Below are 26,419 nucleotides of genomic sequence, written 5' to 3' on the forward strand. Positions count from 1 at the left end.
ACAACACCTACCTATCGTCGGTCTCGAAGGAACGGTATCGATGACCGCCACACCGATTGCGATCTCGGCACTCAGTACGTCGGCGATCGCTCTCTCGATTATCGACGCCCTCGTCACGGCCCTCAAATTCGCCGTCGCGTTCGGACTCCTCTACGGCATCGGAAAACCGATCGTAACGCGCGCCGTCCGTGAGAGTCTCACGCGCCGCGGGTACGAACGCGCGATCGTCAGAACCGCGGTCCGCGTCACGAGCGTCGTGGCGGCCGTCGTGGCTGTCGCCCTGGCGGCGACGGTCGCCGGGTTCGGCGTCGTGCTTTCGGCGTTCGCGATCCTGGGCGGCGCGCTGGCGCTGGCGATCGGCTTCGCCACGCAGGACCTGATCGCCAACTTCGTCGCCGGCATCTTCATCTTACAGGACAAGCCGTTCACCGTCGGCGACTGGATCAAGTGGGACGACGAGGGCGGCATCGTTCGCGACATCGACCTCCGGGTGACGAAGGTCGAGACGTTCGACAACGAACTCGTCACCGTCCCGAACGCAGACCTCGCGAACGCCGCCGTGACGAACCCGACCGCGAACGAACGGGTCCGCGTCGGCTACGACTTCGGCATCGGGTACGGCGACGACATCGACCGCGCCAGAGCGTGCATCCTCGAGGCGGCACGGACGGTCGACGGCGTCCTCGACGAACCCAAACCGGCGGCACCGGTCACCGAATTGGGCGACTCGGCGGTCGTCCTCACCGGTCGCGTCTGGATCGATCCCGACGAAGACAGCCCGAAGGCCACAGAGTTCGCGTTCGTCGAGGCGGTCAAGAAGCGTTTCGACGAGGAAGACGAGATCGACTTCCCGTACCCCACTACCGAACTCACGGGCGAAGTCGCCGTCGCGGAGTGAGGCGGGCGGCTTCGACAACACGTTGATGGCTCACTGCGACGCCGCGACCGCACTATTGGAAATATTGGAAAGGGGGTGGAAACAGTTACAATCGTCCCGCCCAAATCAATACTCGATGTCGCCACCGTCACCCGACGTCTGGGCGAACGATACCGACGGCGAAGAGAGAGTACGGACCGTCGCTTCGGCCCTCTCGAAGCCCCGAAGTGCAGTTTGGGTTGCCGAGCAATCCGACGTCACGTACAAGACGGCCCAGAAGTACCTCGAGAAAGGCGTCGAAGACGGCAGGCTCGAGACGATCGAACACGATCGAACGACGCTGTACGTTCCGGATCCCCGGGAACAGTATCTGGATGAAATCGCGACGCTCGTCGACGAGCACTCGAAGGACGAACTCACGAGGGAGTTGTCTGCGATGAGCGAGCGAATCGAATCGTGGCAGGAACGGTACGACGTTATGGAACCGGATGCGCTTCGGACGACCATAGACGAGTCGCTCACGGTGGACGAACGGAGGGAACGCGAACGTGTCGTCGAAGACTGGACGTACGTACAGGAGATGCGTACCCTCGTTCGACACGCGATACGACTGTACGACGACCTCGCGAGAGTGCAGCGATCGTCAGCTTCGTCGATTGCAGATGCGTAGCCCCGAACGGGTGGCGTGGCGAGGGTCGATAGGGTCGAACGGGATCCACCAACGACTATGAGTCGGGACACCGGCGACCGAGGACGTACGGGAGAGCGTATTTCGTTCGATGGGGGACAGTCACGAACGCGGAAGACGATTCTCGCGCAGGTAAACGAACGGCTCAAACGCGAACCCGGGGTCGAGTATACACGCTTCGTCCCCGGACGGATCGCGCCGACGTCCGTCGTTGCAGCGATCGAGCCGACCCCGTTCCTGGGCGAGACGTATCCGGCGCCACACGCAACACTGGAGGTCTGGTGGGCACCGAAATCGACCGGTCGAGATCACGCCATGATACAGTGGTACGAAACGCTCGACGAGGCACACCCGTCGACCGATAGTGACGTTGATCCGACAATTACGTCTCACTACACGCTTGCCTGTGGCTGGCACCAGGACGATCATCACGACGAACTCGGCCCGGCACACTTCCAGGAGGAGTACCCGGACGGCAGAACGAAACGATACGGCATCCAGTTCGACGACGTGACGCCACTCTGGATAGTAAGTCGCTGCCTGGCGGAACTTCCGGACAGGCTGGCGAGGTTCCGTAATCGACTCGCGTCCGAGGGGTAGGTGAGCCTCACCGTCGACACTCCCGCTCTGCGTCCCCACTCACTCCCCGGGATTCGGAATCGTCAGCACCGGGATCGACGAGTGCTCCTGGACGTCCTCGGCGACGCTCGGGTTGAGCACGCGGCCGACGCCGGTCCGGTTGTCGGTCCCCATCACGATCAGGTCCGCGTCGGCGGTCGCCACCCGGTCGTGGATCGCGTCCGCCGGGGCGCCCTCCGCGAGCGTGGTCGTGACGGGGACGTCCTCGGCCGTGGCGGCGCGCTCGACGGCCTCGACGGCGTCCCGGGCCTCGGCCTCGGGGTCGTTGCGTAACTGATCGCGCTGCATCTGTCCGGACCCCTCGATCACCGACAGTGCGTGGACGGTCGCGTCGAGCGAGCGCGCCAGCGCGATCGCGTGTTCGGCCGCGCGCGTCGACGTCTCGCTCCCGTCGGTCGGAACCAGCAGGTGCTCGTACATACGACCACCCTCGATCGCCTGCCGCATACGGTCGGACCCTGCACTCGCAACCGGATCCGCGGGACGCCGATTCAGGCCCGCCGTCAACCAGTGGGTCTTTGACACTGCCCGCCAGTCAGTAGCCTGATGTCCGACGACGAGCCAACCGTCCCTATCGTCTGTCCCGCGTGCGAAACCACCTCACGCGTTCCGATCGACGATGTCGCCGATACGGTCGAGGGCCACAACGAGCGCCACCACGACGGCGAGGCGATCGCCGAAGTCGATCCCGCACTCAAAGACCAACTAGCCGATCTCGTCGTCGACGACCTCGGATTACTGGAGGACGAGTCCTGAGTACAGACGCGATCGGAGGCGCTGGAGGGTTCGACAGGACCACATGGCGACGCCCCCGTACGGCCGGGCGGCTCGTCCGCGTCGTGGACGACTCCCAGGGCGCCACACTTCAGTCAGGACACCACGCCTCACCCAGGGCGCCACACCTCACCCAGGACACCACGCCTCACCCAGGACACCACGCCTCAGCCGGGGAGCCCCACGTCGTCGATCGAGCGGATCGTGAGGTCGTACGTCTGCGGAATTCCCGAGAGATCGACACGAACGAGCAACACGTCGAGTGAGTCGTCGCGCCGGGCCAGCCGCGACATCCCGTCTCGCTGGTTGCGCTCGAAGCTGGTCGAGCCGTGCTTGACCTCCGCGACGTAGCGTTTGAGGACGCGACCGGACTCGCCGCCCGGCTCCGTCCCGTCCCGCTCCCGGACGGTGAACGCCGCGTCCGGGTGCCAGGCACCGTCGATGTCGGGGTCCAGCCCGCCGACGCGGTCGGGATCGTCGTCGACGATCACGCGGAACGAGTCTGGGTCGCGTTCTAACTCGCGCGCCGCGTAGGCGACGATCGGCGGCGGGTCGTAGCGGTAGGCCGAAAAGAGCGCCTCCGCCAGCGCGCCCACCTGCTGGGCGCGTGTATCGAACGTCCAGCCCGTCGCCGGGTCGCCGCGCGAAGCGGCGTCCGGGCGCGGCTCCCTGACTTTCACCAGGTAGGCGTCGACGTCCGCGGGGTCGTTCGGCGCCGGTTCCTGAAAGCGCAATCCCGGACAGTCGACCGCGTGGATCAGCTTCGCCACCGCATCGGCCCGACTCTCGTAGCTGAGCACCTCGCCGGCACTCTGGCGTAGCGTCTCGATCTCCGCGGCCGCCGCGCACGCAGAGCGCTTCAGCGCTACCCGGAACGGTGAGGCGTCGGGCACCCGGCCGGCCTCCGCGACCTGGTACGGTTCGCCCGGCCACTGCTCCTCCCAGCTCATTGGTGGGTCCAGTGTGCGCCACTACCATGAGTGTCCCGCCCGACGGCGAGCTCGCCGGTCGCGCACCGGACACCCCAGAACACGTTCCAGCCGCCGCTCGACACCGTATCGGCCACCGAATTCTCTATCGCCGGCCCCTCGGCGTCCGAGGCATCGCGCCAGTCGGACTCGGCGTGGTCCGCCGTCAGTCGACGATCTCCGCGTCGTCGCCATCCTCGTTCGTCTCGACGGAGACCGTGAGGACGCCGTTGTTGTAGACGGCCTCGTGGTCCTCGCCGAAGCCCCAGTCCGCCGTCGGGGTCCGGAACGCCCGCTCGTCGACCCCGTCGGGCCCGTCGATCCGGAGTTCGAGGCGATCGTCGCCGACGAGAACGGTCAGGTCCTCGCGCGCGGCCGGCGAGACGTCGACGACGACGTCGACGCGATCGGTCGCGGAGTCGTAGTAGTACTGCGTCGGGCGATGCTCGGAACGCGGCTGCGCGGTAGACACGAGTGCGTCTCGTGGCCGAGCCCACCTGACTCGTCGCCTGAACGTGTGCAGGGCAGAAGGGGTTCCGGAACGGAACGCCAGTTGGGTCGATCGAACCGACGGGATCGGACGCGGCGACGCTACTGCGTAGCGAACCACGGGCCGTCGGTCGTGTCCGGGTCGAGCGCCGAACCGCAAAACCGACACTGCTCCGCCGAGGCGAGTTCGCGAGCGCGACAGTTCGGACAGTCGCGAAGCGGCGGTGTGCCCGCCCCCGATCGCTCGCCGCGGCCGGCCGACGTCGCCCCCACTCCGCCCCCACCGGCGTGGGGCCGTCGACCCAGATTGGCGTACAGGAGGAGGCCGACGATACCCCCGAAGAACGCGGTCGACGCCCACAGGAGCGGGCTGTGTGGACTGTTGGTTCGCGCGTCGTAGCCGACCCAGAGCGCGGCGGCCAGACAGAGCGCCGTATACACGACGAAGAGAGCGAATAGCATGTTCTGTCGTACAGACTGCCGAGAAATATGTATTCCGACCGTCTGAAATAGTTGGCTGTCGATCGGTACCGGCCTCCTCTGTCAGGTACGGCGTACCCGTCCCTCGATCGACCGTACTCACCCCTCGATCGACCGTACCCGTCCCTCGATCGACCGTACTCGCCCCTCGATCGACCCGTCCACTCCGTGCGAGGCGGCGATAGGTCACGCCACTCCGTGCGAGGCGGCGTCGGCAGGTACCGAGGACGTCGTTCCGAACCCGTGGGAGGCAGCGCAAGACGGATAGGCCCGCCATCCCACGATCCGAGTAATGACCGCGTTCTCGTCGGTCGTCGCCGCGGCCGGCCACGACTCGATGGACGTCGCCGCCAACGCGGATCTGGTGGCCTTCCTCGTCGTCGGTCTGCTCGCCGGCGCGCACTGTCTCGGGATGTGCGGACCGCTGGTGACCACGTACGGCCAGCGGATGTCGAGCGGAAGCGAGCGCCGAGCGGACGACCTCTCGCTCTTCGAGGTGCGCCAGCACCTGCTGTTCAACCTGGGTCGCACCGCGAGCTACGCCCTCATCGGCGGGCTGGTGGCGCTACTCGGCGCGCTCGCGTTCGCCTCGGCCGACGCAACGTTCGCCGTGGGCAACACCCTTCGCGCCACGACGGGGATCCTCGTCGGCCTCCTGATCATCGCCAGTGGCCTCTACTACCTGCGCGGTCGGGCCGGCGTCCCGGGCCACGGCCTCCCCGTCGTCGGGAGCGTCTTCGCGGCCGTCTCCGGTGCGCTCACGAGCCACGTCGACCGGCTCGCGAACGGCCCCGGGATCGTCCTCCTCGGCGGCCTCCACGGCCTGCTCCCCTGCCCGATCATCTACCCCGCCTACCTCTACGCGTTCGCCCAGGGCGAACCCGTCCGAGGCGCGCTCTCGCTGGCCGTGCTCGGCCTCGGGACGATCCCCACGCTGTTCGTCTACGGCACGCTCGTGACCGCGATCGGTTCGAACACCCGCGTCCACCTCCACCGAGCGCTCGGAGTCGCGTTCGTCGTCCTCGGGTACTTCCCGCTGAAGATGGGGCTGATGGTCTTCGGGGTCGACCTGCCCGGCCCGTCGCTGCCGTTCTACCAGGGCCTCTGACGATCGTTCCCGAGGGGTCGTCTCCATCGACGCCAGCGTCACTTCCACCGGCCGCTCGAGACGCTCCCACCGAGACGCGATAGTCGGATCCGCGTGTCGAGGTAGCGGCCGCGTTCTCGCGGGCAGGTGAGCAGTATCGACTGCGTACCGACGCGTACGGACGCGTCGAACGGATCGACCGTTCCGAATGCCGTTCGTTACTATGCCCGTGGTTCTGCGACCCACAGAACGGTTCACCAGCATGTACGAAGGGCAAACAGTCGGCGTCGTGATTCCCGCGTACAACGAGGCGGGATTCGTCGGCGAGGTTATCGAGACGCTCCCGGAGATCGTCGACCGGGCGTACGTAGTCGACGACCGCTCGACCGACGACACCTGGTCCGAGATCGAAGCGGCGGCGATGCGGGTCAACGCGGCCGCCGGTGTCGATGGGACCGTCGACGCGATGGGCGAGGCGTCCGACGGAGTTCCACGCGGACGCGTCCAGGGCGGTGACCAGGTCGAGTCGACGAGCGAGGTGGCCACCGACTCGTCCCTGCACGCTGACGGCGGCGAACTGGTCACGCCACGGATCGTGACGGTCCGTCACAGCCGAAATCGGGGCGTCGGCGGCGCGATCAAGACGGGGTACGCGCTGGCGCGTGAGAACGGACTCGACGTGGTCGCGGTGATGAACGGCGACGGACAGATGGATCCGTCGTTGCTACAGCGGATCGTCGATCCCGTCGTTCGTGGACGGGCCGCCTACGCGAAAGGGAACCGCCTCGCCAGTGCGGACGATCGAGCCGGGATGCCACCCTGGCGCCTGTTCGGCAACGCCGTCCTGACGTACATAACGAAACTCGTCAGCGGCTACTGGGGGATGAGCGACCCGCAGAACGGCTACACCGCGATCTCCCGTGACGCCCTCGAGGCGATCGAACTGGATCGCCTCTACGAGGGCTACGGCTTCTGCAACGACGTCCTCGTCCACCTGAACGTCGAAGGCTTCCGCGTCGAGGACGTACCCATGCCCGCGCGGTACGGGGACGAGCAGAGCCACATTCGGTACTCGCGGTTCGTCCCGTCGCTGTCGTGGCTCCTCCTCCGGCGTGGCCTCTGGCGCTACCGGATGCAGTCCGTCGGCTCGGGTCCACGCCAGCCGTACCTCCTCCTGCTCGCCGGCGTCCTCGGCGGAACGGTCGGACTGGCCGCGCTGGGGGTCGCCGCCCTCACCGTCGGCGTCGGCTCGGCGGAAGCCGCCCTGTCGCTGCTCGCGGTTCTCCTCGGTGGTCTCTTCGTCGCGGTCGCCGTCACAGTGGACCGACTGCACGGTCGGTCGCCCGACACCGACGGATACGAGCCGGCCGGAGGTGACTGAGCGTGGGTGAGGACGCCCCGGAGGCGGCAACTCGCCGATCCGAATCGACGAGCGATAGCGAGTCGACGGCGACAGACGATCGCCGTTCCTCGGCGAAGGACGACCGACCCCACGTCCTGAGCGTGATCGGCGCCCGGCCGCAGTTCGTCAAGGCGGCCGCCGTCTCGCGGGCCCTCTCGGGACGTGTCGACGAGACCGTCGTCCACACCGGCCAGCACTACGATCCCGAGCTCTCGGCGGTGTTCTTCGAGGAACTCGCCCTCGACGAACCCGATTACCACCTCGACGTCGGGTCGGACACGCACGCGGCCCAGACCGCCGCGGTGATGGTCGAGATCGAACGCCTCGTCGACGCCGAGGAACCAGACGCCGTCCTGGTCTACGGCGACACCAACTCGACGCTCGCCGGCGCACTCGCCGCGACCAAGCGCGAGCCGACGCTCGTCCACGTGGAAGCCGGACTCCGGTCTGGGGATCGATCGATGCCCGAGGAGGTAAACCGGATCTGCACCGATCACTGCGCGGACGTCCACTACGCGCCGAGTGAGACCGCCGTCGAGACGCTCGAACGCGAGGGGATCACCGACGGCGTGGTACGATCCGGCGACGTCATGTACGACACGCTCCTCCAGGTTCGCGATCGGCTCGCGGACGACGACGTCGCCGACGCGCTCGTTCCTGCCGGGGAGACGGCGAGCGACGGCCACCACGCCGATCGACTCGTCCCCGGAGACGACGCGTTCGTCCTCGCGACCGTCCACCGCGCCGCCAACACCGACGACCCGGACCGGCTGGAATCGATCGTCGAGGGGTTGTCGGCGCTCTCTCGGCCCGTGGTCCTGCCCGCTCACCCGCGGACCGTCGCCGCGCTGCGCCGCGAGGGGCTCTGGGAGCGGGCACTCGACGGGATCGATCTCGTCGAACCGGTCGGCTACCTCGACTTCCTGCGCCTGCTCGTCGCGGCCGACCGCGTCGCCACGGACTCCGGCGGCGTCCAGAAGGAGGCGTTCTACCTCGATACGCCCTGCGTGACGCTACGCGAGACGACCGAGTGGGTCGAGACCGTCGAGACGGGCTGGAACCGCCTCGTCGGCGCGGACGCCGACCGGATCGTCGAGGCGGTCGAGTCGGCCGTGCGCCCGGCACGGAAACCCGACCTCTACGGGAGCGGAACCGCTGCCTCGCGCATCGCCACCGACGTAGAACGCCGACTGGGGTGAGCCGTTCCAGCCATGCCAGACGAAGCCGCCACCATCGACCCGCTCCGGAGGATCGAACGACCGGCCGCGCCGCGCGAGCGCGATGAGCCGAAACTCCCGCCGAGCGCATGCTGGGACCGGTCACCCCTGCCCGACGGCGCCTCGTTCGCCCTCTGTCTCACCCACGACGTCGACCGGCCGTACAAGGGCCTTCGGTCCCTGTTCTACGCGGCCCAGGAACGACCCGCCTATCACCTCCGAACGGCGCTGTCCGACGAGAACCCCTACTGGCAGTTCGAGGAGATCCGCGACCTCGAGGACGACCTTGACGTCCGCTCCGCGTTCTACGTCCTGAACGAACAGCACCTGCTCGCCGAGCGTCCCGTTCGTGACTGGCTCTCGCCGACGAACTGGGTCCAGCACCTCGGGCGCTACGACGTCAGATCGCCCGACGTCCGCGATGCGATCGCCGACCTCGCGGCCGGCGGCTGGGAGGTCGGGCTCCACGGTTCGTTCCACTCCGCCGACGATCGCGACCGACTGGCCGAAGAGAAGGCGGCCCTCGAAGACGTCCTCGCCGAAGCGAGCGGCGGAAAACGACCGAACCCCGGGAACCGACCGGGCGGCGAGGAACGGCCGACCACCGGGAACCGGTCGAACGGCGAGGAACGGCCGAACGACGAAGGCGCCGCCCCGACGTCCGTATCCGGCGGCCGACAACACTACCTCCGGTGTACCATACCGGAGACCTGGCGCCACCACCGGGCGATCGGCCTCGACTACGACGCCAGTTTGGGTTCCGGGACGCACGTGGGCTTCCACAGCGGCTACCGGCCGATCCGGCCGTTCGGCGACGACTTCCGCGTCTTCCCACTGACGGCCATGGAGCAGGCGCTTCCGGACCCCAGCGTCGAGCCGGAGGCCGCCCGACTGACCTGCGAGGAGCTACTGCTCGAAGCCGCGGCCAACGAGGCTGTGATGACCGTCCTCTGGCACCCACGGTACTTCAACGAACGCGAGTTCCCCGGGTACCGCGGGCTGTACCGCTGGCTCGTCGAGCGCGCGCAGGAACTGGGCGCCTGGATCGGACCACCGCGCGCGTTGCTCGAGGCGCTCGACGAGACTGACGGACCGCACGCACCGATCGAAGCGGGGTCGACAGGGCCCACCGACACCAGTCGGCGTCGGTGACGGTCGAGACGGGGTACCGGCCGTCACTGACCAGAGCCGGGACGAGAGGTCCGTCGTTCCCGGCGAGAGCCGAAGATGGGATTCCGGCCGTCACTGACGTGCGCCGAGGTAGGATATTCCACCGTCGCCGGTGAGAGTCGCCTGACGATCCTCTGTACACCCAGGTACGGCCTGCTGGGGCCGATCACTCGTTCTGCGGAAGTGGTTCGGCCGGAGCAGGCTCGGCCGTCGACGTCGGCGCGTCGCGACGATCGAACCGATCGAGGGCGTCGACCCCGTCGGGGTCGCCCGCCGCGGTCGCCACCGCCACGATGACGCGCGTCAGGTTGCAGCGATCGGCGAGGAACGCGTCCCGCCGGCGTCGCCAGGTCGCGTCCGTGCCGTCGGCCGACAAGAGTGTCGTCGCCCGTTCCAAGACGGCTTCGAACGCGGCCTCGTTGTAGATCATTCCGTTGCGTTCGAGCGCGCGGAAGTTGCCCATGTCGTCCGCGCCCACGAACGAGTTCGACCGGATCGCGGGTGTTCCCAGCAGGGCGGCCTCGGTGACCATCGTCTGCGTGTCCGCGACGAGCAGGTCGGCGCCGGCGAGCGCGTCGTGTACCAGCGCCGGGTGGAGCGAGAACGGCCGCGCCGGGAGTCCGTCGTAGTCCATATCGCCGCCCTCGTCCGACACGAGGACGGTGGCGTGTGCGTCGAGGGTTTCGATCAATTCGCGCCGGCGATCCGGCGTGAACCCACCCTTCCCGACGTCGTGGTGCGACCCGAACGCGTTCAGCCGGACGACGACGTACGGTTCGTCGCGATCGACGCCGAGGCGGTCGCGGATCGACGCGTCGTCCCCCGACTGGCGGGCGAATTCGTCCGGATGGAGGTACGCACACTCCTTCAGTCCCGGGAAGACGTAGTGGTCGTCACAGAGGCGCGTCTGGAATGTATCCGGCGTGAGGACCGTCCGCGCGAACGGCGTCGAGATCGCGTGGTCGAGCCCCGTCACCTCCGAGTCGATCAGGAGAACCACCGGTGTGCGCGTGAGGGCACCGGTATGGGCCGCGTACGCACCCATCCCGAAGATGAGGTCCGGATCGAACCGGCGGGCCACAGAGAGGGCGCGCGCGTAGTGTGCCGGCAGGTTGGCCAGCAGGGACCACTTCGACGTCTCACAGGCACCGTAGACCTCGTAGGGGAGGTCGTACCACTCGGCGAGGGCGACGGTACAGCCGTAGTCCCTGGCGAGGACGAGCACGTCGTGACCCAGCGATTCGAGATCCGAAACGGCGTTTCGGTAGCAGTGGACGTGCGCCGGCGTGTTGGCGAATATGAGATACCGCATTCGACGAGAGAGACGGAATCGGAGCGCTTTGTTACGGCTAACGTAGCGAGATGACGGGACGCCGTATCGCCGGACTACAGTTCTGTCCGATGAACCGACACGAGACAGGCGCTGCCAAACCGTCGATCGACGGACCGCGTCACTCACCGAGCGTGACGGCAGGGAAGGGTGTCCGGATCGACAGGAGTGCTACTGCAGGACGCGCTCGGCGAGATCGGCGGGCGTCACGACGTCGATACGACCGGCCGATTCGAGACGGTGAAGGTGTTCGATCGTCCGCTCGAAGTCGGTGCGCTGCTGGTCCGTCAGTTCGTGGTAGAAGAGACCGACGTGACCGCCCCACCGGGCGGCGCGGTCGAGCAGGTCGACGGCCGTCTCGGCGGACGGTTCCCCCACCCTGGGGCACAGGAGCGGCTCTACCGGGGCGCCACCGACGCCCCGTCCGGACCAGAACGCCAGGTCGTGGTACTCGTCGACGATGTCGAGCGTTCGATCGGTCCACTCGCCGAACGGATAGGCGAAGTACCGGGCCCCGTCCTCGAAGCCGTGGTCGACGAGCCACTGGTGTGCGTCGGCGATCTCCGTGACCTGTTCGTCGGCACTCAGGTCCTTCAGGCGCCGATGGGAGTACCTGTGACTACCGATCGTCCAGCCGGCGTCCGCCAGCCGTGAGCACCGTTCCAGGCCGAGTCGTCCGTCACCGCCGATCGTGGTTGGATTGACGAACGAGGTAGCGACGTACCCGTACCGATCGAGGATCGGAACCGCCTCTGTGTAGTCGGTCGCGTAGCCGTCGTCGAACTGGATCGTCACGGTACCGGTGGACCGACGTGGGACGAAGAACAGTTCGTCGACGTGCATCGTCCGCGCCCGATCGCCGACCCAGAGGGCGATGCGGATTTCTGCGACGTCGGAGAGGTCGACGGACCCCGTGACTGTCTCGAGACCGAACGAGTATCGCAGCGGTCGCCGATCACCGTTGATTCCGCGCCGGAAGTCGGCCCGGTTTTCGTCGCCGTCGAACAGCTGGATTCGCGGGACCACCGAGTCCCCGGTCGAGAGGATGAGTCCGGGAACGACGTTCGAACAGTCGAGCGGTTCGGACAGCGTTCGACGGATCCACACTCGCTCGTCGGTGGTGTCGGCGTCGAGACGGGCCCCGCGCGGGGCGTCGTCCAGCGAACCGTCCAGTACCGTCCACGGCGAGAGGTCGTCGAAGTCGTCGAAGGGGTCGCCGTGGACGAGAGAGCGGCCGTCGTCGCGAGGATCGCCATCTTCGTTCCCTTCCCCAGGGGTATCGGATTCGCCGGGATCGTCAGTCGATTGGATAGTACTGGACGTGTTGGTGGCTCCGTCGACGCGATCGTCCGCCCGTCCGATCCGATCGTGGTCGAGACAGCCCGCGAGTCCCGCCGCCGCGACAGAAAGGTACGTCCGCCGTTTCATACTCGGAGAGAAGACACTCACGGACGCACATTGTTAGGGAGAGCGTGAGAGTCGGGGCTCGCTATCCGTTTGGGGGTAGATTCCATCCACGCTCGGCGTTCGAGGCGATCCGTAGAGTCGCCCACCATCACCGATGGTGGTCGCGCGCTGGACGCGCCGGCCGATTCTTACTCGGCTATCGACATGTCGTCCAGTAGCTCGATGAGCGTCACGACGCGGTGGCGTTGTTCGTCCGCGAGTGCCGTATACGTGCCGACGGCGTCGTATTCCCAGTCCAACACGAGCTGGTGGAGATAAGCCATCGGCAGGTACACCTCGAACGTCCGATACGGCAAATCGACCGCGTCACAGTACCGACGAACGCACGATCGTGCGCGTTCTCCGAGTTCGGTATCGTCACACAGGACCGTCCGGACTCGGTCCTCGAAATCGCCGACGAGCCACGCAGCCGTGTTGAGAAGCAAGTAGCCGGCGTCGACGATCGGGGAACCGGTCGGCGCACCGTACTCCCAGTCGATAACGGACGTGATCGTCCGGCCATCGAAATAGATGTTACTAGACATGAAATCGCCGTGAACCGGAGTGGAAAACGTCGTCGCCGGGGCGTCGACGGCGGGAGGATCGATGTTCGCCGGCGAACATCGCATCTCCGTCCGGATCTCCGCGGGCGACCGTTCGATCGGATCCCCGCCGTACGTGCGCTGGAAATCGGCGAGCCACTCGTACCCGATCCGGAGAATCCGTTCCATGGAGTCGACGTCCCGTCCGACCGCGTCGTCGAGCGGACGCCCCTCGGCCGGTACTACCCGACGGACCGATCCGAACGGAGACTGCAGCGAATCGCCGTTCGGGATTGTCTCCGCAATAGCAGCGTCGGAACTGCTGAGGGCCGACGTGACGCGGTTCTCGCGTTCGGTGTACGGCTCGTGGGTTGCCCGATTCGGTACTTTGTGGATATCTGAGATGCCGGACTCGTCCACGTCGAGGACGATCGAGCGGGCTCGACCACCCACCACGAGCGGATCGTCGAACCCGAACGGCGACGGTTTCGAGCGGGTGGAACAGACGACGAGAAGCGAGGGATAGCACCGCTTTACCAGCCCGCTCCGGTTCGCCACCCGCATCAGCTTCTCGACGGCGGTCCCGAGCGCACCGTGTTCGTTCGCGTAGGCGTCGAATATCTGCGGGATGGCGTGTGCGTTCTCGACGTCGAATGCGTACAGCGGTCGTGAAGCGGTCGGAAAGAGTGCGTACACAGAGACGTCGTCGAATCCTGCGTCGGCTGCGAGCGTTCGGTATCCGTTCGCGGTTCCCGGGCCCACACCGAGCGCTCCTGTTCTATCGGTTTGCACCGGTTCGATCCGCTCGGTGAGACCCGTCCGACTCGGCCAGCCGTCAGCCAGAAAGACGAGTGAACCGTCGTCGGAGAGGTAGCGACGAACCCGTTCGAGCCGCGACCGATCGACGCGTTCGCCGGTGAAGTCGGCGACGACGGTCTGGAACGTATCGTCCCGGAACGGAAGTCGCCGGTCGGTAGAATGAACGGGGGTGACCCGCTCCGCGCTGGCGTAATCGTCTCGAACGGCGACGATTCGAAGCTTGTCGAGCGAGGCTTCGACCGCGTACACCGATTTGGCGTGCTCGGCGAGCACCATCGACCGTCGACCGTACCCGGCGTTCAGGTCCAAACACCGCCCGGTGATGTACTCCGCGACGAGCGGGAGCCACAGGTCCTGCTGGACGTCGAAGACTGTCGATAGTACCGACTCCCGGTGCGGGTGATCCCCGAGCACCTCGTCGGCCGCAGTACGAATCGACATCGTCGTCGCCGTTCTGGCGAACTCCGCGAGAGTCGCCTCCGAGAGCGGCCATGAGGACGGTTCGTCGGCTGGTCGACACGAGACGATTCCGTACCGTTCGACCAGCTCGGCGTCACAATGGTCACACACCATCGAATCGTCCGAGAACGTCGCGGAACAATCCGGACAAACCAGTTCGGCGAGGTCGGACGACGTCCGCGACGGTGACCACACGTTCCTCGATCGTGTCATAGCGTCGTTTGAATTTTTCGGACGTCTAGCAGGCCGGTAATCGTCGAGAGGGCCGCCCAGACGGCCAGTCCGAGCAGGATGATCGCGACGAGCGACGGCCAACCGTCGACGTAGCCGTTCGCCGGAAGAACGACGACGACCATCCCGGCAGTCACCCCGACGATTCCCCCGACGCGACGGGCCAGGCGCCCGAGTCGAAGGTCGAACTCCTGATGGATGATGAGAACGTTCGCGGCGGTGTAGATCGAGTACGTCACCACCGTCGCGATCGCCGCACCGGCGACGCCGAGGATCGGGATCAACGCCACGTTCAGGACCACGTTGCCCGCGGCGGTCGCCCCCTTCACGATCGCGCGCGATTTTGCGCGGCCCAGGAAGTCGAGCGCGTTGCTGGTTATCTTCGTCACGGCTTGCAAAATCGCGTACAGCGAGAGGATCTGCAAGACGGGAACGGCGTCCAGATAGGCGGCCCCGAACACGAGCTCGATCGTCGGTTCGGCGACCAGGACGATCCCCGCCGCCGCCGGGATGTACAGCAACAGCGAGTGCGTCAGCGCCTCCTCGTACATTCGCGCCGCTTCCGCGACGTTTCCGTCGGCCTTCTGCGCTCCGAACGACGGGGAGAGGGTAAAGCCCAGCGCCGAGACCGGCGCTTCGAGAAACTCCACGATCTGTTTGCTGATGACGTAGTACGAGACGGCTATCGGCGAGAGGAAAAAGCCCACGAGCACGGTGTCGATCTGTTTGTCGAGAACGTTCGCCGTGTTCGTGGCGGTCAACGGGACGGTGTACTCTCCGATTCGGCGGCGAAGGCCGGATTCCATCGCGCTCGCCGGCTCGACGGAACGGAACGCGCGCCGGTGGACGACCCACAGTCCGACGAGCGAGGCGACAGCGAAACTCACCACGTAGCCGACTAGCGCGCCGAGCGCGCCGAACCCGGCGATAACCAGCGCGGCGGCGATGACTAGCCGGGAGATTCGGTTGAGCGCGTGGACGGTCGCAGCGGTTTCTATCTCCTCGAATCCCTGTAACGTGAGTCGAGTGAACGTCGCGAGCGCCTGGAACGGGAGAAAGAGGAGTCCGAGCAGCAAGAACGGTACCAGTGCGGGTTCCTCCAGAACGACGGCCAGGTGCCGATGCCCGAGGAGCAACGCGATCCCGACGACGGTGACCGTCGCCGCGTTAAACAGTACCGAGACGCGGAGGATGTGCGGGAGCTGGCCAGGATCCTGTGCCTTGTACGTCGTTATGTATCGGGCGCAGGACTTGGCGATACCGAGCTTGCTGAAAACGCCCAGGACGCCGAAGACGGCGATCGCGAGGAACAGTAATCCGTACTCGGTGGGCCCGAGCAACCGCGCGAGGACGACCATCAGCAACCCGCCCGAGAGGGTCGCGACGATCCGACCGACGAATTCGAACGTAAACCGCGAGACCAGGCTGTCCGTCTCGGTCATCGGACCACGTGCGTACTCCGAATACCTCGGCAATCAGGTCCGAACCGGTAGACAGGTCCGAGACCGACGCGATGCGCCCGCAATCGTCGCGACACGGTATCCCCGGTCGCGACCAACGAGTCGGTATCCGGCACCCACCCGCGAGCATCGGTTCGACCCTCCCGCGACCGCCCATTCCACCGACTGACACGTTCGTCGGAGCGAACCCCCCACAGGAGCCTCACTCGGTGAGACACCGGGGACAGTCGGTGAGGTGTTCCTCCACAGGTAGCTGACACGGGCATTGCGCTGACGGACCGGTCGGCAGCGGTGACTTAGGTTAATTACGTGCTACCGGTCGACGACCTGGTCACGTGTACTGCCATCGCCGATCCGACCGCCGAACCCGGTTGGACGGGTCGATCCGGTGGCCGAATTTCGGGAAGCGGTACCAGCGCGGAAACACCGTAGTGACGACAGTCCCGATCGAAATAGTTTCACGTTCTCGAATATTTAAACCATTCTATCAAGGACGACGTTACTTTCGTCAAACTGGCTGTATTCACGTAAATACGTGAATCATGTGAACGTGAACGTTCAGAACCGTTACGCCGTTTCCATCGAACGGAATGACGAAAGACGAGACAAGCCGACTGGCGGATACCGGTCTCGATCGGCGGTCGTATCTGAAAGCGGCGACCGGAATCGCCGGACTCGCCGCCCTCGGTACGAGCGCGTCGGCGGCGACAGACTACGAAGAGATCGTCGTCGATTCCGGGGAGACGTACAGAAAATCGTTGTCCGACGGAGAAACGTGGGAAAACGTCGTCCTCGATATCACCGCCCCAGGCGCGGGGTATTCGATCACGGCGACGGCGGACGACTGGACCGTCCGCAACGTCGGCGTACGCGGTGACTGGGACCACGATCCCGGCTCCCAGCAGTTCATCGTTCGGACGGATAGCGCCGACGCGACCGGTCTGGTCGAGAACGTCTATCTCGGCGACGGCACGCAGGGCGGCGGCGACCCCGGTGGACTGTTCGTTCACGCTCGCCACGCGGGAACGGTTACCATCCGCAACTGTAACATTCAGGGCTTTCCCGACAACGGCATCTACGGGTCGGCCCCCGGAACGTCCCACGGCAACGGGGGCGTCGTCCGGATCGAGAACACCTACGTGGCGGACTGCGGATCGTCCGGACTGCGGATCGGATCTGACGGATCGTCCGTCGAAAATTGCGTCGCGTGGGACTGCGACCGCGGCCTCTGGTGTCTGTTCAGCGACGAGCTCGAGGCGATCGACTCGAACTTCGGCGCGAGCGGGTTCGACATCCGCGTCGGTAGTGGCTCGCAAGAATCCGGCGGGCCGTACGGAGAACTGTCGGTCACGAACACGCGGTGGGAAAGCGAGCAACTCGAACGCTCCCAGAACGCGATTCACGGATCCTCAGCAGGGGCGCCGGCCCACCGTGGTCCCGATGCCCTCGGCGCACCGACGTCGCCCGAAGCGGCGGCAAGCGGAGACGGCTCCGGTGACGAACCAGCACCCGAACCGGAGCCCGAACCCGAGTTCCCGGAGGACGGCCACCTCGTCGCGTTCGTCACGGAACCGGACGCGTCCTACGCGTCTCACGAGTTCTACGCCGACGGGCCCGTCTCCTTCGCGGAGGCGCCCTACGACAGCCCGTCCGGCAAGTCCATCGAGGGCGGGACGTACACGAACCGGGACTTCGTCGAGGAGACAGACGACGGCTGGCACGCCGGCGGAACCACCGGCGGCGGCGCAGGCGACGCGTACGTGGTCGAGGGCCCGGTCACCTCCGTCACCGTCGATCAGCCCGACGTCATGTGGATCGAACTCGACGGCGAGCGAGTGAGCGAAGACGAACTCGTGTCGAAGACCGGCGGCGACCAGGACGACGAGGAGACCGGCGTCGAGTCCGATCTCGTCGCGTTCGTCACGGAACCGGACGCCGCCTACGCGTCCCACGAGTTCTACGCCGACGGGCCCGTATCCTTCGCGGAAGCGCCCTACGACAGCCCGTCCGGAGGGTCCATCGAGGGCGGGACGTACACGAGTCGGGACTTCGTCGAGGAGGTCGACGGCACCTGGCACGCGGGCGGCGTCACCGGCGGCGGCGCGGGCGACGCGTACGCGGTCGAGGGGCCGGTCACCTCCGTCTCCGTCGACCAGCCAGACGTCATGTGGATCGAACTCAACGGGGAGCGAGTGTCGGAAGCGGAGCTCGTCGAGCGAACGGGCGGCGACCCCGGTGACGACCCCGAATCGGAGACCCACACGCTCGAAGTCGCCGGACAGTTCGACTACCGGGTCGAAGTCTCCGGTGAGATCCGACCCGCCGAGTCCCACGCCCGGTGGCTCTCAGAGGGCGAGGCGTACGGCGACGACTGGGCCGAGTGGTGGCTCTCGGGCTCCGACAGCGCTCGCACCGTCTGGGAGTTCACCGGTGAGATCACGAGTCTGGAGATCGACGATCACGACGGCACGACCGAGCTGCGCACGCTCGCCGTCGACGGCGAGGAACTCGATCACGGCGAGTACGTCGACACCGGCCCCCACCGGCTCGACGTCGCCGGCCAGTTCGCCTACCGCGTCGAAGTCTCAGGCGAGATTCGACCGGCCGACGCCCACGCAAAGTGGCTGAACGAAGGCGATGCCTACGGTGACGACTGGGCCGAGTGGTGGCTCTCCGGCTCCGAGAGCGCCCGGACCGTCTGGGAGTTCACTGGCGACATCACCAGCCTCGACGTAGGCGACTACGACGGCGTCACGGACGTCCGGGCGCTCACCGTCGACGGCGAACCCGTCGAGGAGGTCTGAGCCTGTCGAGCCGGGCTATACCCGTCGAGGAGGTCTGAATCGGCCGTCTCAGCCCGGTCGAATGTCGGAGAACCCACTCGCCATCGACACGCGGAGCCGTGTGAACGAATACCGCGATAGACACGCGGGGTAATATATCAGCAACACCTGAAGGTCAAGGGGTTAGCGTTGTCCGTCGTTCCGGAGAGACACATGAACGAAACCGACAGGGCGTCGAGACTGACTGGCAATCGAGAAACAAGTCGACGGAGGTACCTCCTCGGTGCGGGGACGGCACTCGGGTCGCTCGGCCTCGTGAGCGGGGCCAGCGGGCGAGCGGCGGGGGCGACGGGCTACGAGACGATCACGGTCGGCGCCGGTGAGACGTACCGAAAGTCCCTCTCTGACGACGAGACGTGGGAGAACAAACTCATCGACATCACCGCACCCGGCGCGGGCTACCGGATCACCGCCAGCGCGAATAACTTCGAGATCCGCAATATAGGCATCCGCGGCCGGTGGGACCACGATCCGGGGTCGCAGGCGTTCGTCGTCTACGTGCCGAACGCGGGTGCGACCGGGCGGATCGAGAACTGTTACGTCGGCGACGGCGCGACGGGGACCGACCCCGGCGGCCTGTTCGTCCACAGGAAGCACCGGGGCACGCTCACGGTCGACCGGTTCACCGTCCAGGGGATGGGTGACAACGGCATCTACGCGTCCGCGCCCGGTTACGGTGGCGCCAGCAATGGCGGACAGGGCGACGTCCACATCAGGAACTCCTACGCCGCGAACAATCGCTCGTCGGGCTTCCGGCTGGGTTCGTCCGGATCGACGATCGAGAACTCGTCGATGTGGGGGAACGACCGGGGCCTCTGGTGTCTGTTCGATCACGTCCGGGCGACGAACTGCGACATGGGAGACAACGGCATCGACGTCCGCGTCGGCAGCGGGTCACAGGAAGCGGGTGGTCCATACGGCGAATTGACGGTCGACAGCTGTCGGTACGGGACGACACAGATCGAGCGTTCGCAGAACGCCATCTACGGCTCGTCACTGGGGTCGCCTCGACGCCGCGGACCCGCCGACGTCGGCGCACCGGCCTCCGCCGAAGCCGCCGCGCGTGGCGCTCCCGTCACCGGAGACGAGAACGAAACTACCCCCGATCGGAACGTCCACACGCTCGACGTCGCCGGTCAGTTCGCCTACCGAGTCGAGGTCTCCGGCGAGATTCGACCGGCCGATGGACACACCCGCTGGCTCACCGAGGGTGAGTCCTACGGCGACGACTGGGCCGAGTGGTGGCTCTCGGGCTCCGACAGCGCCCGTACCGTCTGGGAGTTCACCGGCGAGATCACGAGTCTGGAGATCGACGATCACGACGGCACGACCGAGCTGCGTACGCTCGCCGTCGACGGCGAGGAACTCGATCACGGCGAGTACGTCGACACCGGCCCCCACCGGCTCGACGTCGCCGGCCAATTCGCCTACCGCGTCGAGGTCTCCGGCGAGATTCGACCGGTCGACGCCCACGCGAAGTGGCTGAACGAAGGCGAGGCCTACGGCGACGACTGGGCCGAGTGGTGGCTCTCGGGCTCCGACAGCGCTCGCACCGTCTGGGAGTTCACCGGTGAGATCACGAACCTCGACGTCGACGACTACGACGGCGTCACCGACGTCCGGACGCTCGCCGTCGACGGCGAGCCGATCGACGAGGTCTAACCAGACGCGACCCCGACCGAACCGGAATCTGGCCGACCCGCCCAACCCTCCCCGGCCGGGAATCGAGGATAGAGACCCGGTAATATACGATTAACAGATGCAGGTCAAGGGGTTAGCGTCGCTCGTCGTTCCGGAGAGACGAATGAGTGATGCGGACGCGAACGGACGAGCTACTTCCGATCGAGGGACGAGTCGCCGCGGATATCTCTTCGGCGCCGGGACGGTACTCGGCTCGCTCGGGCTCCTCGTGACGACCGGCCGATCGGCCGCCGCCGAAAACGTCGAGACGATCACGGTCGGCACCGGTGAGACGTACCGAAAGTCCCTCTCCGACGGCGAGACGTGGGAGAACAAACTCATCGACATCACCGCACCCGGCGCGGGATATCAGATCACCGCCTCGGCGAACGACTGGGCGATTCGCAACGTCGGTATTCGAGGCCGGTGGGACCACGATCCAGGGTCGCAGGCGTTCGTCGTCGCCGTCCCGGAGGCGGACGCGTCCGGAACGATCGAGAACTGCTACGTCGGTGACGGCGCGACGGGGACCGACCCCGGCGGCCTGTTCGTCCACAGGAAGCACCGGGGCACGCTCACGGTCGACCGGTTCACCGTCCAGGGGATGGGTGACAACGGCATCTACGCGTCCGCGCCCGGTTACGGTGGCGCCAGCAATGGCGGACAGGGCGACGTCCACATCAGGAACTCCTACGCCGCGAACAATCGCTCGTCGGGCTTCCGACTGGGTTCGTCCGGATCGACGATCGAGAACTCCGTGATGTGGAACAACGATCGGGGACTCTGGTGTCTGTTCGAATCGATAGAGGCGGCTGACTGCGACATGGGCGGTAACGGCATCGACGTCCGCGTCGGAAGCGGGTCACAGGAAGCGGGTGGTCCGTACGGCGAGCTAGCGGTCACCGACTGTCGGTTTGGAGCGAGCCAGGTGGAGCGCTCGCAGAACGCCCTCCACGGCTCGTCCCAGGGGTCGCCTCGACGCCACGAGCCCGCCGACGTCGGCGCACCGGCCTCCGCCGAAGACGCCGCTCGGAGTGTCGTCTGCTATCGGTGAGTGCGACCGGTTCCGGGTACCGCAAACCCGTACTGCTGGGTGAGACCAGTACAGTGTGAAACGACGGCTTCCGTTCGGCGGACGACGTATTTTCACCGGTTCGTACACACCCGTTCGTCGATCGCCGATCACGAATTCGTCGGACCGTATTCGGGCCGATCCGCGGCTGTACGAATCGATTACCGGTCGGCTTCTGTATCGACGAACGCAGTTGCCACCCTCCCTGTCTACCGTTCGAGTACAGTGTCTCGACGACGACTGACAGTCGCTGGATAACAATGGACGGAGGAGCGGTCGTCCGAACGAGAGCGACGTTTCCGACCGTTATCAACCATGACCGAAAATCACCCTCGCAAGGCATTCGTACTCGGAATCGATGGCGTCCCGTGGAAGCTGCTGGAGAGCTGGGCGAACGCCTGCGAGCTAGAACATATCCGACAGCTGATTACGGAGGGGGCAGCGGGTCCACTCCAGAGTACAGCGCCGCCCACGACGCCACTCGCCTGGCCATCCATCGCGACGGGAACGTGGCCGGATAAACACGGGATCTACGGGTTCCACAGGCTGGAGAGCGATTACACCCATCGCATGTACACCGGCTCGGACCGGACGCGGCCGGCGCTCTGGGACATGCTGTCGCCCGCCGTCGCCGGCAACGTACCCATGACGTATCCGGCGTCGGAGATAGATGGGGCGATGGTCAGCGGGATGATCTCGCCGTCGACGGACGGGGAGTTCGCACAGCCCCCGGCGCTTCGCGAGGCGATCGAATCCGAAATTCCGGGATACCAGATCGAGCTAGACTGGAACGAGTACACCGATTCTCCCAGTGAGTTCGTCGACGACGTACGTGACCTCGTCGCAACGCGACGACGACTGATGCGGTTGCTCGAACGTCGATACGAGTGGCGACTCTTCTTCTTCGTCTACACGGCGCCGGACCGACTGCAGCACCTCATCTGGGACGAGGAGGTCCTGCTCGATCACTACCGACTGCTCGACGAAATCGTCGGCGAAGCCATGGAGCGCGCCGAGGCAGCCGACGCGACCCTCTACATCGTGTCCGATCACGGATTCGGACCGATCTCGACGTTCGTCAACCTGAACACGGTGCTCGCCGAGAACGGCTTTCTCTCTCGGAAGGCGAACGATGGCGCTCGTGGATCGCTGTCGAAACTCGGGGTGAACAAATCGTCCGTACTGCAGGCGCTCGATCGGGCGGGAATCACTCCCGATACGCTGGTCGATCACCTCCCGGCGTCGATCGTCAGTAGCGTGGCCGAACGGATCCCCGGAGACCACGGGCTCTACGACGTCGACTTCGACGAGACGGTCGCGTTCGCCCACGATCCGAGCCAGATCTACATCAACGACACCGGACGATTCGAGCGTGGAACGGTGTCGCCGTCCGACGTCGAGGCGGTGAAAGAAGACGTCCGAACGGCCCTTTCGAACGTGACCGACCCCGAAACCGGAGAGCGGGCGCTTGCAGTCCACGATGGAAGCGAACTGTTCGAGAGCGATCCGACGGCGCCCGATTTGATCGCGGTGGGCCGCGGCGAGTACGAGGAAAAGACGAGCGTGGCTGAAGACGCGTTCGTTCCGGCGGGAACGAAAGCGGCCAGCCACCGGTCTGAGGGGATGTTCCTCGCGTGGGGAGACGCCATCGTACCGGGTACGACCGTACCGGACGCGTCGGTCGTCGACGTCGCGCCGACGGTGTTACACGGAGCGGGCGAACCCGTTCCAGAGCAGACGGACGGACGGATTCTAACGGAAATCTTCACCGCTGCGGTCGCAAACGAACGATCCATCAGTCGACGGCGGTACGAATCCGTTTCAGATGGAACAGTGGCCGACGAGCCGAGTGACGACTTCGACGGCGTCGAGGATCGGCTGCGTGGACTGGGATATCTGGAGTGACCTCTCGGACCGTGTAACCGCTCGCGTAACACCTTCCGAATATCCATCGATCTAGGAACCTACATCCGAACGCTTCGTCGGTCCAAGATCCTACGATCGGCTGTCGACGTAGTAGATGGTCACTTCTCCGCTCGATTGGAGCCGGTGGACGCCCGGCTGTGTCGAAACCGACGACAGTTGCGAGTCGGTGTATCGAATTTCCCGGTACGCGATCGTCTCGCGCTCGTGATCCATCTCCGTTACGACCAGGTACCGATCCGATTCGAGTGACGTCAGCCCGGCGTCGATCTCCTCGCCGGTGACGGCGCCGTACGAACTGGTGCGATCGAGGGGCGCGTAGTGGGCGTCGGCGTACCGGTTCGGGCCGCTGCGGATGCCGACGAAGCCGATGTCGTCCGCCGCGTCGAACGCATCCGCGTGCTCGGACATCGACTGTTCGGTGACGTGCGGCGCGGGTTTGTACACGTACGGTGAAGCGAACACGCCGACCAGCGACGCGACGAGGAGGACCCCGATCGCGACGGCGACGCCGGCCTGCGCGAGTCGTCGGGTCCGGGCCCGCGTGATCGCTTCCATGCCGTAGGCGAGCGCCACGGCGCCGGTGATGGTGACAAACAACATCATGAAGCCGAAGACGCGAACGTACATCATCCCCGACGAGCCGAAGAAGTACAGGAAGAAGAGGACGGTCAACCCGGCGAGACCGACCGTGAAGTACGCGACGAGCGAGCGCAACTGCCCGTGCCGTCGGCGGCCCACTCCGAGACCCACGCCGAGGACGAGGAGCCCGGTGAGGACGCCGAAGACGAGGTGCGGACCCAGGATCTTGAGGACGACGACCGCCAGACTCCCGCCCACGGCCGAGAGGGAATCGGCCTGCGAACCGACCGAGGACCCGGCGGTGTCGTTGGTACCGAGGAGGAACTCGACCGTGCTGACGAGGTGGAACCTGATCACGCGCTGGATGAGCTCGTGGGTCGCACTCCAGGCGAGAAAGGCGACGGCGAGTACGGCCGTCAATCCGTATATCGGCGTGTGGCGAGCGATGGCGTCGAACCCGCGGACGCGACGGGCGAGCGCCTGCGTCACGCAGATGCCGAACAACACCACCAGCAGGTGGGCGGCGAGCTGCGGGTGATACAGCACGATCGCGACGAGCAACAGCGCGGCGAGGAGACCGTACCCGCGACGGGAGCGTCCGTCGGGCCCCTGCCCGAGGTAGGCAACGAGCACGAAGACGAACGCCGCGGAGAAGAGGATGGCCTGCGACATCGAGTGTGGGGTGATGAACGTACTGAGCGTCGTGATTGGCAGGAGCAAGAACGCAGAGAATGCCCCGAAGATCGGACTGTATCGACTGTCGAAGGTTCGCGCCGTCGCCATCGCGACGAAGCCGAAGAAGAGCCCGCACAGCCCGACGATGACCAGCATCATCGCGTGCGCGAGTCCGACGCCGAGCGTCTCTCCCACCAGGGTCGTCACGGTGTGCAATCCGGGGTAGCGAAGGTCCCTCGGCCCGTACGCGCCGGAGGCGATGCCGCGGGCCCAGCCCAGATGCGTCAGGGCGTCACCGCCCGAGATGAACCAGTACCCCCGGAGCACTGGCATCCCGGCGACGACCATGGCCGCCCCGCCGCCGAGACAGAGCGCGAGCCGCCGGAGCCATCCGGCCGACGTCGCGAGCGCGAGCGACAGCGAGAGGGCGAACGCGACGCCGAGCAGCCGCCACACCCAGACCGGCGTCGCCGCGTAGATCGAGAGTTCGTAGCCGGTTGCCGGCGACTCGTGCGCGAGGGCGATCGCCCCCGTGAGGGCACCGAAGCCGATCGCCAGGAGGGCTCGTTCGCCCGGCGTCGCCAGTTGCGAACGCTGCGTCGTCATTCTCTCGATCCGTCGACTGTCCCACCCCTTGTAATGGAGCCGATGGATGACCGTAACGAGGCGCTACCTGTCCGGCGGCGTGAGACTGGGTTCCAGTGACGTACAGGGCGGTGACCGGTCGAAATCGGCAGACGCTCACGTTCCGAACCGACGTCCCATCCGACCGATCGCGTTCTTGAGTTCGATCCTGGTAGTCGCGATCGGTCCCGGACAGGTGTACAGTTCGCCGAGGGCCTCGACGGTCGTCGGTTCGAACGACGGCTCGGCGAGTCGCTCGCAGGCCGTCGCCAGCATATCTGTCGAGCGCTCGAAGAGCCGCCGTTCCACCGCCTGCCAGGTCGCCAGATCGTCGATGTCGACGCGCTTCTCGACGACGATTTCGCCCCCGTCGAGCGTCTCCGTGAGCCGCTGGAGCGTCACGCCGGCCGTCCGCTCGCCGTTGGCGAACTCCCAGACGCCCGGCGGTCGACCCCGGTACTCCCGGACGTCGCCGTGGTGGTAGCTCAATACGCCGTGGGGCGGCGTCGTCAGGACGTCGCCTTTCAGGATGCCGAATCCGCGCCGGAACAGCACGTCGACACCGGCGGCGTCGATACGGTCGATCGCCGAGGCGGGCAGGCGCTGGCCGAAGCCGTCGGCGGGTTCCGGGTGGATGGCCACCCGTTCGGCGTCGTCGAGCCACGGGAGATCGTCGATCGAAACGGGTTCCAGGTACGTCGGCGGGTTCACGAGCTGGTGGGCGGCCAGGACGGGCGCCCACGCGCCCGTATCGAGCGCCGAAGTGGCGTACCGTCGCAACGTCCCCACCGAGTCCGTCCGACCGTCGGCCGACAGGATCACCGTCGAGACGTGTACGTTCTCGCGCTCGATCGCTCGTTCGACGGCGTCGACCGCCCAGCGTCGCATCACCGGTCCGTCGAGCAAGAGTCCGACGGTGAGCGCGTTCGTCGTCATCGGGCG

The 26,419-nt window shown here is 66.3% G+C and carries 22 protein-coding genes; 12 read left to right on the top strand and 10 right to left on the bottom strand.

Annotated features, from left to right (window positions below; genetic code table 11):
* Positions 1-40 precede the first annotated feature (40 nt).
* From NO366_RS01280 to NO366_RS01290, 3 genes are all read left to right on the top strand, one after another.
* Positions 41-898 (top strand): mechanosensitive ion channel family protein, encoded by an 858-nt coding sequence (locus NO366_RS01280; protein ID WP_256532507.1) that lies wholly within the window; start codon positions 41-43, stop codon positions 896-898.
* Positions 899-1,013: 115 nt separating this feature from the next.
* Complete coding sequence (locus tag NO366_RS01285; protein WP_256532508.1) at positions 1,014-1,547, top strand: DUF7342 family protein; 534 nt, start codon at positions 1,014-1,016, stop codon at positions 1,545-1,547.
* A gap of 57 nt (positions 1,548-1,604) precedes the next feature.
* Positions 1,605-2,165 carry a hypothetical protein gene (locus NO366_RS01290; RefSeq protein ID WP_256532509.1) on the top strand — a complete coding sequence of 187 codons (561 nt, stop codon included), beginning with the start codon at positions 1,605-1,607 and terminating at the stop codon, positions 2,163-2,165.
* A gap of 39 nt (positions 2,166-2,204) precedes the next feature.
* On the opposite strand, the gene NO366_RS01295 is transcribed toward NO366_RS01290, so the two are convergent.
* Positions 2,205-2,624 (bottom strand): universal stress protein, encoded by a 420-nt coding sequence (locus NO366_RS01295; RefSeq protein ID WP_256532510.1) that lies wholly within the window; start codon positions 2,622-2,624, stop codon positions 2,205-2,207.
* 126 nt (positions 2,625-2,750) lie between these two features.
* Between NO366_RS01295 and NO366_RS01300 the strand changes: the two genes are divergently transcribed.
* Positions 2,751-2,960, top strand: coding sequence for a DUF8149 family protein (locus NO366_RS01300; RefSeq protein ID WP_256532511.1), 210 nt, complete (start codon positions 2,751-2,753; stop codon positions 2,958-2,960).
* A gap of 185 nt (positions 2,961-3,145) precedes the next feature.
* On the opposite strand, the gene NO366_RS01305 is transcribed toward NO366_RS01300, so the two are convergent.
* The 3 genes from NO366_RS01305 to NO366_RS01315 form a co-directional block, all read right to left on the bottom strand.
* Positions 3,146-3,928, bottom strand: a complete 783-nt coding sequence (locus NO366_RS01305; RefSeq protein WP_256532512.1) for a DUF8081 domain-containing protein — start codon at positions 3,926-3,928, stop codon at positions 3,146-3,148.
* A 184-nt stretch (positions 3,929-4,112) separates the two neighbouring features.
* A complete protein-coding gene (locus NO366_RS01310; RefSeq protein ID WP_256532513.1) occupies positions 4,113-4,418 on the bottom strand; it encodes a hypothetical protein in 306 nt (101 codons plus the stop codon).
* Between the two features lie 119 nt (positions 4,419-4,537).
* Complete coding sequence (locus NO366_RS01315) at positions 4,538-4,897, bottom strand: hypothetical protein (RefSeq protein ID WP_256532514.1); 360 nt, start codon at positions 4,895-4,897, stop codon at positions 4,538-4,540.
* Positions 4,898-5,207: 310 nt separating this feature from the next.
* Here NO366_RS01315 and NO366_RS01320 point away from each other — a divergent pair, with 310 nt between their 5' ends.
* The 4 genes from NO366_RS01320 (at position 5,208) to NO366_RS01335 (ending at position 9,773) form a co-directional block, all read left to right on the top strand.
* Entirely contained in the window at positions 5,208-6,023 is an 816-nt protein-coding gene (locus tag NO366_RS01320; protein ID WP_256532515.1) for a sulfite exporter TauE/SafE family protein, read from the top strand.
* Positions 6,024-6,264: 241 nt separating this feature from the next.
* Complete coding sequence (locus NO366_RS01325) at positions 6,265-7,383, top strand: glycosyltransferase family 2 protein (protein WP_256532516.1); 1,119 nt, start codon at positions 6,265-6,267, stop codon at positions 7,381-7,383.
* Positions 7,384-7,499: 116 nt separating this feature from the next.
* Entirely contained in the window at positions 7,500-8,603 is a 1,104-nt protein-coding gene (gene wecB / locus NO366_RS01330) for a non-hydrolyzing UDP-N-acetylglucosamine 2-epimerase (protein ID WP_256534055.1), read from the top strand.
* A 12-nt stretch (positions 8,604-8,615) separates the two neighbouring features.
* Positions 8,616-9,773 (top strand): polysaccharide deacetylase family protein, encoded by a 1,158-nt coding sequence (locus NO366_RS01335; protein ID WP_256532517.1) that lies wholly within the window; start codon positions 8,616-8,618, stop codon positions 9,771-9,773.
* 184 nt (positions 9,774-9,957) lie between these two features.
* On the opposite strand, the gene NO366_RS01340 is transcribed toward NO366_RS01335, so the two are convergent.
* The 4 genes from NO366_RS01340 to NO366_RS01355 all read right to left on the bottom strand — a co-directional run bounded on the left by NO366_RS01340 (position 9,958) and on the right by NO366_RS01355 (position 16,060).
* Positions 9,958-11,103, bottom strand: a complete 1,146-nt coding sequence (locus NO366_RS01340) for a hypothetical protein (RefSeq protein ID WP_256532518.1) — start codon at positions 11,101-11,103, stop codon at positions 9,958-9,960.
* Between the two features lie 189 nt (positions 11,104-11,292).
* A complete protein-coding gene (locus NO366_RS01345; RefSeq protein WP_256532519.1) occupies positions 11,293-12,549 on the bottom strand; it encodes a polysaccharide deacetylase family protein in 1,257 nt (418 codons plus the stop codon).
* A gap of 167 nt (positions 12,550-12,716) precedes the next feature.
* Entirely contained in the window at positions 12,717-14,501 is a 1,785-nt protein-coding gene (locus tag NO366_RS01350; RefSeq protein WP_256532520.1) for a phosphotransferase, read from the bottom strand.
* Positions 14,502-14,596: 95 nt separating this feature from the next.
* Entirely contained in the window at positions 14,597-16,060 is a 1,464-nt protein-coding gene (locus NO366_RS01355) for a flippase (RefSeq protein ID WP_256532521.1), read from the bottom strand.
* Between the two features lie 608 nt (positions 16,061-16,668).
* Here NO366_RS01355 and NO366_RS01360 point away from each other — a divergent pair.
* The 4 genes from NO366_RS01360 to NO366_RS01375 all read left to right on the top strand — a co-directional run bounded on the left by NO366_RS01360 (position 16,669) and on the right by NO366_RS01375 (position 23,578).
* Positions 16,669-18,882: a right-handed parallel beta-helix repeat-containing protein gene (locus NO366_RS01360; protein ID WP_256532522.1), complete on the top strand. Its 2,214-nt coding sequence runs from the start codon at positions 16,669-16,671 to the stop codon at positions 18,880-18,882.
* Positions 18,883-19,074: 192 nt separating this feature from the next.
* Entirely contained in the window at positions 19,075-20,583 is a 1,509-nt protein-coding gene (locus tag NO366_RS01365; protein ID WP_256532523.1) for a right-handed parallel beta-helix repeat-containing protein, read from the top strand.
* Between the two features lie 142 nt (positions 20,584-20,725).
* Positions 20,726-21,655 carry a right-handed parallel beta-helix repeat-containing protein gene (locus NO366_RS01370; RefSeq protein ID WP_256532524.1) on the top strand — a complete coding sequence of 310 codons (930 nt, stop codon included), beginning with the start codon at positions 20,726-20,728 and terminating at the stop codon, positions 21,653-21,655.
* 333 nt (positions 21,656-21,988) lie between these two features.
* Positions 21,989-23,578: an alkaline phosphatase family protein gene (locus tag NO366_RS01375; protein WP_256532525.1), complete on the top strand. Its 1,590-nt coding sequence runs from the start codon at positions 21,989-21,991 to the stop codon at positions 23,576-23,578.
* Between the two features lie 90 nt (positions 23,579-23,668).
* Here the strand turns inward: NO366_RS01375 and NO366_RS01380 are convergent, their stop codons facing one another.
* Together NO366_RS01380 and NO366_RS01385 are read right to left on the bottom strand one after the other, a co-directional pair.
* Positions 23,669-25,459 (bottom strand): DUF6541 family protein, encoded by a 1,791-nt coding sequence (locus NO366_RS01380; protein WP_256532526.1) that lies wholly within the window; start codon positions 25,457-25,459, stop codon positions 23,669-23,671.
* Positions 25,460-25,594: 135 nt separating this feature from the next.
* Positions 25,595-26,413: a formyltransferase family protein gene (locus tag NO366_RS01385; RefSeq protein ID WP_256532527.1), complete on the bottom strand. Its 819-nt coding sequence runs from the start codon at positions 26,411-26,413 to the stop codon at positions 25,595-25,597.
* Between the last annotated feature and the right edge of the window lie 6 nt (positions 26,414-26,419).

Source organism: Halovivax cerinus, from assembly GCF_024498195.1.
In the GTDB taxonomy this organism is placed as follows: Archaea; Halobacteriota; Halobacteria; order Halobacteriales; family Natrialbaceae; genus Halovivax; species Halovivax cerinus.